The sequence below is a fragment of the Cupriavidus sp. LA-1 genome, from assembly GCF_055385985.1.
Genome location: NZ_AP031387.1, coordinates 1,740,256 through 1,753,022 on the forward strand (window position 1 = coordinate 1,740,256; position 12,767 = coordinate 1,753,022).

The 12,767-nt window shown below is 65.6% G+C and carries 12 protein-coding genes; 7 read left to right on the forward strand and 5 right to left on the reverse strand.

Annotation, left to right across the window (positions count from 1 at the left end; all coding sequences use genetic code 11):
• The first annotated feature begins 4 nt into the window (after nt 1-4).
• Both ACZ5MJ_RS08235 and ACZ5MJ_RS08240 read left to right on the forward strand, forming a co-directional pair.
• Nucleotides 5-1,555 carry a hydrogenase large subunit gene (locus tag ACZ5MJ_RS08235; protein ID WP_464223344.1) on the forward strand — a complete coding sequence of 517 codons (1,551 nt, stop codon included), beginning with the start codon at nt 5-7 and terminating at the stop codon, nt 1,553-1,555.
• On the forward strand, nt 1,555-2,088 hold the full coding sequence (locus ACZ5MJ_RS08240; protein ID WP_464223345.1) for an NADH-quinone oxidoreductase subunit B family protein: 534 nt from the start codon (nt 1,555-1,557) through the stop codon (nt 2,086-2,088). Before ACZ5MJ_RS08235 ends, ACZ5MJ_RS08240 begins: the two co-directional genes overlap by 1 nt.
• 74 nt (nt 2,089-2,162) lie before the next feature.
• On the opposite strand, the gene ACZ5MJ_RS08245 is transcribed toward ACZ5MJ_RS08240, so the two are convergent.
• Complete coding sequence (locus ACZ5MJ_RS08245) at nt 2,163-2,366, reverse strand: CopG family transcriptional regulator (protein ID WP_464223346.1); 204 nt, start codon at nt 2,364-2,366, stop codon at nt 2,163-2,165.
• A 187-nt stretch (nt 2,367-2,553) separates the two neighbouring features.
• Between ACZ5MJ_RS08245 and ACZ5MJ_RS08250 the strand changes: the two genes are divergently transcribed.
• The 5 genes from ACZ5MJ_RS08250 to ACZ5MJ_RS08270 all read left to right on the forward strand — a co-directional run bounded on the left by ACZ5MJ_RS08250 (nt 2,554) and on the right by ACZ5MJ_RS08270 (nt 5,855).
• Entirely contained in the window at nt 2,554-2,841 is a 288-nt protein-coding gene (locus ACZ5MJ_RS08250) for an HPr family phosphocarrier protein (protein ID WP_464223347.1), read from the forward strand.
• Nucleotides 2,838-3,668, forward strand: coding sequence for a fused MFS/spermidine synthase (locus ACZ5MJ_RS08255; protein ID WP_464223348.1), 831 nt, complete (start codon nt 2,838-2,840; stop codon nt 3,666-3,668). The genes ACZ5MJ_RS08250 and ACZ5MJ_RS08255 overlap by 4 nt, the downstream gene beginning before the upstream one ends.
• A 42-nt stretch (nt 3,669-3,710) precedes the next feature.
• Entirely contained in the window at nt 3,711-4,862 is a 1,152-nt protein-coding gene (locus ACZ5MJ_RS08260; RefSeq protein WP_464223349.1) for a DUF1275 domain-containing transporter, read from the forward strand.
• A gap of 61 nt (nt 4,863-4,923) precedes the next feature.
• Nucleotides 4,924-5,271: a YkgJ family cysteine cluster protein gene (locus tag ACZ5MJ_RS08265; protein ID WP_464223350.1), complete on the forward strand. Its 348-nt coding sequence runs from the start codon at nt 4,924-4,926 to the stop codon at nt 5,269-5,271.
• Between the two features lie 113 nt (nt 5,272-5,384).
• A complete protein-coding gene (locus tag ACZ5MJ_RS08270; protein ID WP_464223351.1) occupies nt 5,385-5,855 on the forward strand; it encodes a PaaI family thioesterase in 471 nt (156 codons plus the stop codon).
• Between the two features lie 203 nt (nt 5,856-6,058).
• Here the strand turns inward: ACZ5MJ_RS08270 and ACZ5MJ_RS08275 are convergent, their stop codons facing one another.
• The 4 genes from ACZ5MJ_RS08275 to acnD all read right to left on the reverse strand — a co-directional run bounded on the left by ACZ5MJ_RS08275 (nt 6,059) and on the right by acnD (nt 12,755).
• Nucleotides 6,059-7,183, reverse strand: a complete 1,125-nt coding sequence (locus ACZ5MJ_RS08275) for an asparaginase (RefSeq protein ID WP_464223353.1) — start codon at nt 7,181-7,183, stop codon at nt 6,059-6,061.
• A gap of 227 nt (nt 7,184-7,410) precedes the next feature.
• Nucleotides 7,411-8,865, reverse strand: a complete 1,455-nt coding sequence (locus ACZ5MJ_RS08280; RefSeq protein WP_464223354.1) for a bifunctional 2-methylcitrate dehydratase/aconitate hydratase — start codon at nt 8,863-8,865, stop codon at nt 7,411-7,413.
• 26 nt (nt 8,866-8,891) lie between these two features.
• Nucleotides 8,892-10,082, reverse strand: a complete 1,191-nt coding sequence (gene prpF / locus ACZ5MJ_RS08285) for a 2-methylaconitate cis-trans isomerase PrpF (protein WP_464223355.1) — start codon at nt 10,080-10,082, stop codon at nt 8,892-8,894.
• Nucleotides 10,083-10,142: 60 nt separating this feature from the next.
• Nucleotides 10,143-12,755, reverse strand: coding sequence for a Fe/S-dependent 2-methylisocitrate dehydratase AcnD (acnD, locus tag ACZ5MJ_RS08290; protein WP_464223356.1), 2,613 nt, complete (start codon nt 12,753-12,755; stop codon nt 10,143-10,145).
• Nucleotides 12,756-12,767: the final 12 nt, after the last annotated feature.

The following is a 12,767-nucleotide window of genomic DNA, read 5'->3' on the forward strand; positions in this document are numbered from 1 at the left end:
ACCGATGATACCGTCAGATCTCAGCCTCGCTCTGGAGCGGCTGCCCGGGCCGCTGCCAGTCTGGCATGGCCAGGTCGGGCAAGACGGCTGGCTCGCTACGGCCCGTGCGATGGCGGACGCGGGCGGGCGCCTCGTTGCGCTGTGGGGCGTCGACCGGCGTGCCATCGGCGGTACGTTGGCGGCATGCGTGACCTATGCCACGCCGCGGGGACTGACATGGCTCGAACTACGGCTTGACGGTGCCGCGCTTGCTGTGGCGGATCTGACCGGCGTATTCCCGTGCGCAGGCCGGATGCAGCGCGCCATGACCGACCTGGTGGGGATCGCCGTACAGGGCAGCCGCGATGCCCGTCCCTGGCTGGACCACGGCCTGTGGTCGCCAGGGACGCGGCCGCTGCAATGCGGCGCGCAGGGGGGGGCGGCCACGGCCGGCAAACTTCCTGCCGACTATCCTTTCGTGCGGGTGGAGGGCGACGGGGTACACGAGATCGCGGTCGGCCCGGTGCACGCCGGCATCATCGAACCCGGCCACTTCCGCTTTTCCGTGGTCGGCGAGAAAGTGCTGCGGCTGGAAGAACACCTGGGCTACACGCACAAGGGCATCGAGCGGCGGTTCACCGAGCTGGCGCCGCTCGAGGGCTACCGGCTGGCCGGCCGGGTCTCGGGCGACTCCACCGTGGCCTATGCCTGGGCCTATTGCATGGCGCTGGAGTCTGCCTGGGACTGTGTGCCGCCTCCGAGGGCAAACTGCCTGCGTGCCCTGATGCTCGAGCGTGAGCGGGTGGCCAATCACCTGGGTGACCTGGGGGCGCTGGGCAACGACGCGGGACTGGCCTTCGGCCTGGCGCAATTCTCGCGCCTGCGCGAAGACTGGCAGCGGTTGTCCGCAGAGGCGTTCGGCCACCGGCTGATGATGGACGCCGTGGTGCCGGGCGGCGTGGCGCTGGACTTGATGCCAGCCATGCTTGAGCGCCTGCGACAGCAGTGCGACCACATCGAGCGGGAAGTCCGCGTACTGCGTGCGGTGTACGACGAACATGCGGGCCTGCAGGACCGCTTTCTTGGGGCGGGCCACGTCACGCCAGAGCTTGCCGCCCAGCTTGGACTGACCGGGCTGGCCGGGCGCGCCAGCGGCCAGGCGGTGGACCTGCGCTGCGACCACGCCTGGCCGCCTTATGACAGCCTGGCAGTGAACATGGCCACGCACCGCGGCGGCGATGTCGCCGCCCGCGTGGCGGTGCGATTCAACGAGGTGCTGGAGTCGCTACGACTGATCCGCGCCATCTGTGCAGGCTTGCCGGACGGGGCGACACGTATCGTGCCGCGATCGCCCGGCACCCCCAGGATCGGGGCAGGATGGGTGGAGGGCTGGCGTGGCGAAGTCGTCGTCGCGCTCGAACTTGCCGATGACGGCGGCATCCTCCGCTGTCATTGCCACGACCCGTCGTGGCAGAACTGGCCGGTGCTCGAGCACGCCATCATCGGCAACATCGTGCCGGACTTTCCGCTGATCAACAAATCCTTCAACCTCAGCTATGCGGGGCACGACCTCTGATGTGGCAAATCCTCAAGCAAATCGTCCGCACCGGCATTGTTACGGAGCCTGCGCCGCGCAGCGCGGCAGGGGAGGCCGCTTCTTCTATCCAGCGTATCCACCGGGAACTGCTCGACATTCTGGGCCGGGCGCTGACGATCCGGCAGGTCGATGCAGGTTCGTGCAATGGCTGCGAGCTGGAGATCCACGCACTCGGCAATCCCTATTACAACATCGAAGGCCTGGGCATCAAGTTCGTCGCCAGCCCGCGCCATGCCGACATGCTGCTGGTGACGGGACCCGTCTCGCGTCATATGGAAGAGGCCCTGCGGCGCACCTACGCGGCTACCCCGGAGCCGAAACTGGTGATGGCGGTAGGCGACTGCGGCTGTACCGGCGGGATTTTCGGGGAGAGCTATGCGAGCTGCGGTCGCGTCGCCAATGTGATCCCGGTCGACGTAACCGTGCCAGGCTGTCCACCGCCGCCATTAGAGATCCTGCGCGGAATTCTGAGCGCCGTGCGGCAGCGGCAGGCCAATCCCGCACGGCGCTAACGATGTCGCTCGCCAGGGAGCGTTGGCGCGCGCGAACCCCACCTGGGCACTGGCTGGTCCTTCCCTGCTACGTATCACTCACGGTCGTTCGCCGCCAACCTGGGCGCGCCGACCTGCGGCTTGGTAGCGTAGTCCACCTCGTACTGCTGCAAATAGTCGCGAATCATCTGGCGGACAACCTGGGATGGCGTCTGGTCCTGGGCGGCACACAGTGCCTCAAAGGCCTTCTTCTTCACCGGGTCGATCAATACGGTCAGACGGGCAGTCTTGGATTCCATGCGTTCTGGAGTGTCATTTTATAATAATCGTATTATCATTATATACAACTACAAGGCTTGCTACGTTGTCGCCGACACTGCGCCGCCGTGACGCCACAGGCCTGGGCATGACGAGAAGCTTCCGAGTGGCACAACACGTGGCATCTGTACAGATGCGTCTTGAAACTCACTATTTTTTGAGGGCGCAGTGGTAGAAGTGACGTTAGAGGCGACTGCCAGAGATGGATTTCAAGGGCGGAATTCCGCGCGGCTGGCTTTCACGGCCAATCAGTTTGCGTGCGAGATCCGGCTCAGCAGCGGCCCCTGGATCGCAAACGCCAAGAATGTGATGGAGGTCATGCGCCTGTCCGCCCGGGTGGGTTCGAACATTTGCATCCAGGCGGACGGAGTGGACGAGGCCGCCGCTGTCGTCACCATCGCGGCATTGTTAAAGGGGGAGGCGCTCCCCAAGTCTCTGATGGAAACCGACAGATGAACGCCGACCGCTCCTCGTTCGAGGCTTATCTGAAATTCCTGGCCGAGGCGAACAACGACGGTACGCCGCAGGTATTGGAAACCCAACACGCGCTGTCGCTGCATTTCGACGCGCTGGCGACGCAAAGCTTCATGTCGCGCAAGGATCCTGACAAGCTCGTGCTGGGTTATACGCGGACGATGATGGGATTCCTGCTATTGCACCCCAGCCCCGCCAGAATCTCGATGATCGGCCTGGGTGGCGGTTCACTTGCCAAGTATTGCTACCGGCATCTGCCCAACACCAGGATTGTGGCCATTGAAATCAACCCGGCGGTCATTGCCCTGCGCGAGCAGTTCCGGATTCCGTCGGACGATGAGCGGCTCGAAGTGGTTTGTGCGGATGGCGCCGAGTACGTCGCGAACCAGAATGGACAACCGGACGTGATCCTGGTGGACGGATTCCTGGCTGACGGCATGCCGGTACAGCTTGGCACCGCGGACTTCTATGCCGCCTGTCATGCACGCCTGACCGATACCGGGGTACTGGTCGCGAACTTTCTTGAAAGCGATCCCGATATTCCGCTTTACCTGGAGGAGGTCGGCGCCGTGTTCGGTCACTCGATGTCGATTTCCGTTGCCGATGACAGTTGCAACTACACGCTGTTCGCCTGGAAAGGGGCACACAAGCTGCCCTCTCTGGACGCACTGGTGGCGCGTGCGCGCATCCTGGAAACCGCGCATCCACTGAACCTGACTGCGGCCGCCCGCCGCCTGAAACGCGGCGAGCGCGTTGCGTCGGATCGCGCTTCCTGGCCCAGACCGGCAAGGCTGCAGGTCCGGTACTGACAAGCCCCCAGCGCCCGCGCAAGCCGCCTGAGCAACGCAACCATGCCCATCCTGTATTTGCGCAAGCTGACTGGGAAGGAGCGCAGTCCCGGCAGCAATCGGCAACTGGCCTGCTATCTGGCCTTTGTGGCCGGAGCGACCAACGCGGGCGGCTTCCTGGCCGTGCAGCAGTACACCTCGCATATGTCGGGGATTGTGTCCGCCATGGCCGACAACCTGGCGCTTGGCAGCCTCTGGCTGATGCTGGACGGCCTGGGGGCCTTGCTGTCGTTTCTGGCGGGCGCCGCCTGCTCGGCGGTGCTGATCAACTGGGGTCGGCGCGAGCGCCTGCATAGCGAATACGCATTGCCGCTCATGCTGGAAGCTGCGCTGTTGGTGTGTTTTGGCCTGCTGGGAAGCAATCTCGAGCACCATGAATGGTTGTTCGTGCCTGCAACGGTCATGGTGCTCTGTTTCATCATGGGCTTGCAAAATGCCATGGTGACCAAGTTGTCGAACGCCGAGATCCGCACCACGCATGTCACCGGCATGGTCACCGACATCGGTATTGAACTAGGCAAGCTGTTCTATTGGAACCTGTCCAGAGCCGATTCGAGCAAGCCACTGGTGCTCGCCAACCGGCACAAACTACGGGTACTCGTCACCCTGGTCGGATTGTTCTTTGCCGGTGGCGTGATTGGCGCCATGGGCTTCAAGCACGTCGGGTTCAGCGCCACACTTGCGCTGGCAGCGCTGCTGCTCGCCCTCGCGGCAGTCCCGGTGGTCGACGATGTGCGCCTGCACTTGTGGCGCCGGGACCTTCTGCCTCATTTGGCCGCACGTTCCCGGCGTTGGGCTCGCGCAGTCAAGGAAGATGCGCACGCGGTGTGGCTGGCGGCGCATGATCCCCGCACGCCATGGTATGCGAAAGCGCTGGCCTTGCCGGTCGCCGCTTATGCCTTGTCGCCCATTGACCTGATTCCCGATTTCATTCCGGTGCTCGGCCATCTGGATGACGTGGTGCTGGTGCCGCTCGGCTTGTTGCTGGCAATACGGTGGATTCCGGTTGAGGTGATGCGCGAGCATCGCGCGGCGGCTGCAGCAGCCGCCAACCGCCCCGTCAACCACGTTGCGGCGCTGGTGATCGCGATGCTCTGGGCCATTGCCGCGGTGTTGGCGGCGGCCTGGCTCGTGCGGCACCTGCCCTGGCGTTAACCGGGCGCGTAACCTCCGCAGCCTCGGCTCGCCCTTGGCCGACTGTCTGAAACCTGCACCAATGAATAGTCAAAAGATCCGATTTCTACGCTCAAAAATTCCCACTTTCGCGTGCACCCCTGGATGCCATGACTGTTGTGGGCCCGTGACAACCTCAACGGAAGAGATGTCGAGGCTTCCCGTCAAGAGCGATGCCGAGCACGAAACTGCGCTGGCAAACCTGAGTTGCCCTCATCTTGATACCAAGGGATGCAGCGTGTATTCGGAGCGCCCATTGATTTGTCGCTTGTTTGGCACGACTCCAAGGCTTGCCTGCCCGAACGGTAACCGGCCTGACAAAATGATCGATCCGGACATTGAGCAAGAGATTCAGCGCTTCTTTGCAGAGACACGTCACGTGCTGGTCTGAGTGGAGCATGCTGGTGTCTGGATGGACAACTACGTTCAACGTAATTGAGCGGGTTCGAGACTTTCGTTAGGCTCTATCCATGCACCCAGATGTTCTGGACAGGAGTCCCACCCATGCCCCAAGCCATCACCGCCTTGCCCCTCCAGCACGACCGCCAGGCCACCGTCGACCCCCGCATGCGCGCCATGGTCGACAACGTCCTGATCGGCTCCCCCGTGGCACGCGCTCTGGGCGTGCGGCTGGCAAGCCTGGCGCCCGATCATGTCGAACTGGAGATGCCGTTCCTGCCCACCAATGTGACCCACGGCAGCATCGTGCACGGGGGCGTCATCGCCACGCTGATCGATATTGCCGGCGCAGCGGCGGCGGCGTCTGGTGCCAGCGGCGATGAGGTGAAGGGCGGGGCGACCAGTTCCCTGTCGATCCAGTACCTGGCGCCGGCGCAGGGGGCGGCGCTGCGCGCGGTGGCGACGGTGGTCCGACGTGGACGCCGCCAGGTGGTGACGGATGTCTCGGTATATGCCGAAGCGCCGGATGAGGGCGTGCTGGTGGCCAAGGCACTGATGAGCAGCGCCATGTTCTGATACGAGTACGGCGCCTGGTGCGCCGCTCACAAAAGCATAAAACGCAATTAACCGCCAGAACTTTTCCCTCACACCCGGGCGCGCCAGTACCCTGGCGCGATCTGCCTCCAGAGAGAGGGCAGCCGCCGGCGTCCGGCTGGCGGGCGCGGACGTGGACCGGACCGGACCGGCGCAAACGCGCACCGGTCCGGTCCAGTGCAGGATCAGTACTTCCAGAAGACCTGCTGCAGCGCCTTGGCGTCGCTGGTCTGCGTCAGCGCCAGCGCCATCAGGATGCGGGCCTTCTGCGGCAGCTGGTCGTCGGTGACGATCCAGTCGTACTTGTCGTCAGGCTGCTCGGCGTTGCGGACCACCACGCCGCTGCCGGTGCGCGAGGCGCGCACGATCTGCACGCCCTTGGAGCGCGCGGCCTTGAGCGACTCGACCATGTAGTCGCCGACGCTGCCGTTGCCGGTGGCGGCGTAGATGATGGCCTTGGCACCGTTCTTCACGGCGGCGTCGACCGCGGCCGGGTTGACGTTGCCGTAGGCATAGACCACGGCCACTTCAGGCAGCTTGTCGATCTTGTCGATGTCCCACTGCGTCTGCAGCGTGTGCGGGCGCGCCGGCAGGCGATAGAACAGCGTGCGGCCTTCCACCACGTAGCCCAGCGGGCCGAACGGCGAGCGGAAGGTCTCGGTCTTGAAGGTGTTTGTCTTGGTGACGTCGCGGCCGGTGTGGATCTCGTCGTTGAGCACGGCCAGCGTGCCCTTGCCCCTGGACGCCGGGTTGGACGCGACCAGCACGGCGTCGTACAGGTTCAGCGCGCCGTCGGCGCCCAGCGCGGTGCCCGGGCGCATCGAGCCCACCACCACCACCGGCTTGTCGCTCTTGAGCGTCAGGTTCAGGAAGTAGGCGGTTTCCTCGATGGTGTCGGTGCCGTGCGTAATGACGATGCCGTCGACGTCCGGCTGCTTGAGCAGTTCCGACACGCGCTTGCCCAGCTTCAGCAGGCGCTCGTTGTTGAAGCTCTCCGAGCCGATCTGGAAGATCTGCTCGCCCTTGACGTTGGCGACTTTGGCGATCTCGGGTACCGAGGCGATGATCTTGTCGACCGGCACCACGGCGGACTGGTAGGCCGCGGTGTTGGTCGCCGATGCGCCGGCGCCGGCAATGGTGCCGCCGGTGCCGATGATGACGATATTGGCCTTGCGGGCTTCGGCCGGGGCCGTGGCGGGTGCGGTGGAAGCCGGTGCGGCGGGCGCGAGCTGCGCGTGGGCGGTGCCGGTGATCAGGCTCGCCGACAGCAGGGCGGCGGCCAGCGTGGTGACGCGGGCGATCTGTTTCATGATTCTCCTCGGTATTTATACGAACGTGTGGCCCGTACTGGAATCGGCATCACATACCTTATGGGTGGAATGGTGCCGACCGTGTTCAGTCGGTGGCTGCCGGCAACGGGGCCTGTGTTGCAGATCCCGTTCAGGCAGCGGCTGAGACTATACGTGAGGAGAAATTGGCGCGGGAGGGGCGCTGCCAGGGTTATGCCGATTCGGCATGAGAGTGCCGGGGCAATAACTCAAATCGCATACATATCGAGGTACTCGTTGACCGGTACCGCCTCCAGCCGGGCCTGGTCCAGCGACACGGCAAGGATGGCTGCCTGCTGCCTTGGCGCAAAGCGGCGCGCGAGGTTGGTGCGGAATTTCTCGACCAGCAGCGGGATGCCCTCGGCGCGGCGGCGCTGGTGGCCGAGCGGGTATTCGACCAGCACCTCGTCCAGCACGGTGCCGTCGGCCAGCGTCACGGTCAGCGCATTGGCGATCGAGCGCTTGTCGGGGTCATGGTAGTCGTGCGTCAGCGCGGGGTCTTCCACGCAGGTGATCTTGCCGCGCAGCACGTCGATGCGCGGGTCGGCGGCAACATTGTCTTCGTAGTCGGCGGCGGTCAGGCGGCCGAGCAGCAGCGGCACGGCCACCATGTACTGGATGCAGTGGTCACGGTCCGCGGGGTTGTTGAGCGGACCCTTCTTGTCGATGATGCGCAGGCAGGCTTCGTGGGTGCGGATGGTGATGGCGGCGATATCGGCCGCGCTGCGTCCCGCGAGCGCCAGCGTGCCGTGCAGCTGCATCGCAGCCTCCACCGCGGTCTGTGCGTGGAACTCGGCCGGGTACGAGATCTTGAACAGGATGTTCTCCATCACGTAGGACCCGTACGGCCGCTGGAAGCGGAACGGCTGCCCCTTGAACAGCACGTCGTAGAAGCCCCAGGTCTTCGCTGTCAGCACCGACGGATAGCCCATCTCGCCGGTGCGCGCGATCAGCGCCAGCCGCACCGCGCGGCTGGTGGCGTCGCCCGCGGCCCAGCTCTTGCGGCTGCCGGTGTTGGGGGCGTGGCGATAGGTGCGCAGGCTCTGGCCATCGACCCAGGCCAGCGACACCGCATTGAGGATCTCGTCGCGCGTGAGGCCCAGCATCTGCGCGACCACGGCGGTGGAGGCCACCTTGACCAGCACTACGTGGTCCAGGCCGACCTGGTTGAATGAATTCTCCAGCGCGATGCAGCCCTGGATCTCGTGCGCCTTGATCATGGCCGCCAGCACGGCCTTCATGGTCAGCGGCTTGCGTCCGGCGGCGACGTTGTTGCGCGAGATCCAGTCGGCGGTGGCCAGGATGCCACCGAGGTTGTCCGACGGGTGGCCCCATTCGGCGGCAAGCCAGGTGTCGTTGAAATCCAGCCAGCGGATCATCGCGCCGATATTGAACGCGGCCTGGACTGGATCGAGCTGGAACTGGGTGCCCGGCACGCGCGCGCCATTGGGCACGATCGTTCCGGGGACGATGGGGCCGAGCAGCTTGGTGCAGGCCGGGTAGGAGAGGGCTTCGAGCCCGCAACCGAGCGTGTCGATCAGGCAGTTGCGGGCAGTGTCGTAGGCGAGGCCGCTCTTGATCTCATACCGGGTGACATAGTCGACGATGTCGACCAGCACCTGGTCCGGATCGGGGCGTTGCGCGGACGGCGTGTCGGTGGACATGAACGGCCTCGCGGGTGCGGCTCAGGTCAGAACGCGTCGCCGGGCACGCGCACCCAGCCTTCCATCAGCACACGCGCGCTGCGGCTCATGATGGCCTTCCGGACCACCCATTCGCCATCGACTTGCTGTGCCTCGGCGCCCACGCGCAGCGTGCCGGACGGATGCCCGAAACGCACCGCGTTGCGCTCGCCGCCGCCGGCAGCCAGGTTGACCAGCGTGCCGGGGATGGCCGCGGCCGTGCCGATCGCCACCGCTGCCGTGCCCATCATGGCGTGGTGCAGCTTGCCCATCGACAGCGCGCGCACCAGCAGGTCCACGTCGGCCGCGGCCACCTGCTTGCCGCTGGAGGCAACGTAGTCGACCGGCTTGGCGACAAAGGCCACCTTGGGCGTGTGCTGGCGCCTGGCGGCCTCGTCCACGTCCTTGATCAGGCCCATGCGCAGCGCGCCGTAGGCGCGGATGGTCTCGAACATCGCCAGCGCCCTGGCGTCGCTGTTGATGGCGTCCTGCAGCTCGGTGCCGGTGTAGCCGATGCTCTCCGCGTTGACGAAGATGGTCGGGATGCCGGCGTTGATCATGGTGGCCTTGAGCGTGCCCACGCCTGGCACTTCGAGGTCGTCGACCACGTTGCCGGTGGGGAACATCGCGCCGCCTGCGCCTTCTTCCTCGGCGGCCGGGTCCATGAACTCAAGCTGTACCTCGGCGGCCGGGAAGGTCACGCCGTCCAGCTCGAAATCGCCGGTTTCCTGCACTTCACCGTTGGTGATGGGCACATGGCCGATGATGGTCTTGCCGATATTGGCCTGCCAGATGCGCACCACGGCCACGCCGTTGTGCGGGACGCGGCCGGCATCGACCAGGCCGGCGCTGATGGCGAAGGGACCGACCGCCGCGGACAGGTTGCCGCAGTTGCCGCTCCAGTCGACAAAGGGCTGGTCGATCGAGACCTGGCCGAACAGGTAGTCGACATCATGGTCGGGCCGGCTGCTCCTGGACACGATGACGGTCTTGCTGGTGCTGGACGTGGCCGCGCCCATGCCGTCGATCTGCTTGCCATAGGGGTCGGGGCTGCCGATCACGCGCATCAGCAGCGCGTCGCGGGCCGGGCCGGGCACTTGTGCCGCTTCCGGCAAATCCTGCAGGCGGAAGAACACGCCTTTGCTGGTGCCACCGCGGATATATGTGGCGGGAATCTTGATCTGGGGTACGTGAGCCATGGAAATCTTTGTCCTGGTTGGCCCGGGCAGCAAGCTTGCCGCCCGGGCCTTTGTCACAGCTTATGCAGTTGCCCGCGACGACTCAAGGAAGTCCTGCGCGAAGCGCTGCAGCACGCCGCCGGCTTCGTAGATCGACACTTCCTCGTCGCTGTCGAGGCGGCAGGTCACCGGCACCTCGACGCGCTCGCCGTTCTTGCGGTTGATCACCAGCGTCAGCGTGGCGCGCGGCTGGCGCTCGCCGGTCACATCGTAGGTCTCGGTGCCGTCCAGGCCCAGGGTCAGGCGGTTCACACCCGGCTTGAACTCCAGCGGCAGCACGCCCATGCCGATCAGGTTGGTGCGGTGGATGCGTTCGAAGCCCTCGGCGACGATCACTTCCACGCCGGCCAGGCGCACGCCCTTGGCGGCCCAGTCGCGCGACGAGCCCTGGCCATAGTCCGCGCCGGCAATGATGATCAGCGGCTGCTTGCGGTCCATGTAGGTCTCGATCGCTTCCCACATGCGCACGACCTTGCCTTCTGGCTCGATGCGCGCCAGCGAACCCTTCTTGACCTGGCCGTCGACCACGGCCATTTCGTTGATCAGGGTCGGGTTGGCAAAGGTGGCGCGCTGCGCGGTCAGGTGGTCGCCGCGGTGGGTCGCGTACGAGTTGAAGTCCTCTTCCGGCAGGCCCATCCTGGCCAGGTATTCACCGGCGGCACTGTTGAGCAGGATGGCGTTGGACGGCGACAGGTGGTCGGTGGTGATGTTGTCGCCCAGCACCGCCAGCGGACGCAGCGCCTTGAGCGTGCGCTCGCCGGCCAGCGCGCCTTCCCAGTACGGCGGGCGGCGGATATAGGTGCTCTGCGGGCGCCAGTCGTACAGCGGGCTGACCGACTCGCCGCTGGACGCGGTGATGGCGAACATCGGCTCGTAGACCTTGCGGAACTGCTCGGGCCTGACGCTCTTCGCCACGATCGCGTCGATCTCTTCGTCGCTCGGCCAGATGTCCTTCAGGTAGACCGGCTTGCCGTCCTGGTCGGTGCCCAGCACATCCTTCTCGATATCGAAGCGGATGGTGCCGGCGATGGCATAAGCCACCACCAGCGGCGGCGAGGCCAGGAAGGCCTGCTTGGCGTACGGGTGGATGCGGCCGTCGAAGTTGCGGTTGCCGGACAGCACCGCCGTCGCGTACAGGTCGCGGTCGATGATCTCTTGCTGGATCTTCGGGTCCAGCGCACCCGACATGCCGTTGCAGGTGGTGCAGGCAAAGGCGACGATGCCGAAGCCGAGCTTCTCCAGGTCCGGCAGCAGGTTCGCTTCTTCCAGGTAGAGCTCGACTGCCTTGGAGCCGGGCGCCAGCGACGACTTGACCCACGGCTTGCGGGCCAGGCCACGCGCGTTGGCATTGCGCGCCAGCAGTGCGGCGGCAATCACGTTGCGCGGGTTGCTGGTGTTGGTGCAGCTGGTGATGGCGGCGATGATGACCGCGCCGTCCGGCATCAGGCCTTCGGCTTCCTGCGCGCGGGCCTTGTCCAGGTCCACTGCGATGCCGCGCTCGGCCAGCGCCGAGGTCGGCAGGCGCTTGTGCGGGTTGGACGGGCCGGCCATGTTGCGGACCACGCTGGACAGGTCGAACGTCAGCACGCGCTCGTACTCGGCGTGCGTCAGCGAATCGGCCCACAGGCCTGCGGTCTTGGCATACGTCTCGACCAGCTTGAGCTGCTCGTCGGTGCGGCCGGTCAGGCGCAGATAGTCGATGGTTTGCTCGTCGATAAAGAACATCGCCGCCGTGGCGCCGTATTCGGGGGCCATGTTGGAGATGGTGGCGCGGTCGCCGAGCGTCAGGCTCGAGGCGCCTTCGCCGCGGAATTCCAGGTAGGCGCCGACCACTTTTTCCTTGCGCAGGAATTCGGTCAGGGCCAGCACGATGTCGGTGGCGGTGATGCCGGGCTGGCGCTTGCCGGTCAGCTCGACGCCGACGATATCGGGCAGGCGCATCCACGAGGCGCGGCCGAGCATCACGTTCTCGGCTTCCAGGCCGCCCACGCCGATGGCGATCACGCCCAGCGCATCCACGTGCGGGGTGTGGCTGTCGGTGCCGACGCAGGTATCGGGGTAGGCCACGCCATTGTCAGCGTGGATCACCGGCGACATCTTCTCCAGGTTGATCTGGTGCATGATGCCGTTGCCCGGCGGGATCACGTCGACGTTCTTGAACGCCAGCTTGGTCCAGTCGATGAAATGGAAACGGTCTTCGTTGCGGCGGTCTTCGATGGCGCGGTTCTTGGCGAAGGCATCGGGATCGAAGCCGCCGCACTCCACCGCCAGCGAGTGATCGACGATCAGCTGCACCGGCACCACCGGGTTGACCTTGGCGGGGTCGCCGCCCTGGTCGGCAATGGCGTCGCGCAGGCCGGCCAGGTCCACCAGCGCGGTCTGGCCCAGGATGTCATGGCACACCACGCGCGCCGGGAACCACGGGAAGTCCAGCTCGCGCTTGCGCCCGATCAGCTGCTTGAGCGAGTCCGCCAGCGTGGCGGGGTCGCAGCGGCGCACCAGGTTTTCTGCCAGCACGCGCGACGTGTACGGCAGCTTGTCGTAGGCACCCGGCTGGATTGCCTCGACCGCGGCGCGCGCGTCAAAGTAATCCAGCTTGGTGCCCGGTAGCGGTTTGCGGTTTGCAGAATTCATGGTGTAGGGAAA

Coding starts and splice junctions, on each gene's coding strand:
- ACZ5MJ_RS08235 (WP_464223344.1), top strand. CDS start 5: ATGATACCGTCAGATCTCAGCCTCGCTCTGGAGCGGCTGCCCGGGCCG.
- ACZ5MJ_RS08240 (WP_464223345.1), top strand. CDS start 1,555: ATGTGGCAAATCCTCAAGCAAATCGTCCGCACCGGCATTGTTACGGAG.
- ACZ5MJ_RS08245 (WP_464223346.1), bottom strand. CDS start 2,366: ATGGAATCCAAGACTGCCCGTCTGACCGTATTGATCGACCCGGTGAAG.
- ACZ5MJ_RS08255 (WP_464223348.1), top strand. CDS start 2,838: ATGAACGCCGACCGCTCCTCGTTCGAGGCTTATCTGAAATTCCTGGCC.
- ACZ5MJ_RS08260 (WP_464223349.1), top strand. CDS start 3,711: ATGCCCATCCTGTATTTGCGCAAGCTGACTGGGAAGGAGCGCAGTCCC.
- ACZ5MJ_RS08265 (WP_464223350.1), top strand. CDS start 4,924: ATGAATAGTCAAAAGATCCGATTTCTACGCTCAAAAATTCCCACTTTC.
- ACZ5MJ_RS08270 (WP_464223351.1), top strand. CDS start 5,385: ATGCCCCAAGCCATCACCGCCTTGCCCCTCCAGCACGACCGCCAGGCC.
- ACZ5MJ_RS08275 (WP_464223353.1), bottom strand. CDS start 7,183: ATGAAACAGATCGCCCGCGTCACCACGCTGGCCGCCGCCCTGCTGTCG.
- ACZ5MJ_RS08280 (WP_464223354.1), bottom strand. CDS start 8,865: ATGTCCACCGACACGCCGTCCGCGCAACGCCCCGATCCGGACCAGGTG.
- prpF (WP_464223355.1), bottom strand. CDS start 10,082: ATGGCTCACGTACCCCAGATCAAGATTCCCGCCACATATATCCGCGGT.
- acnD (WP_464223356.1), bottom strand. CDS start 12,755: ATGAATTCTGCAAACCGCAAACCGCTACCGGGCACCAAGCTGGATTAC.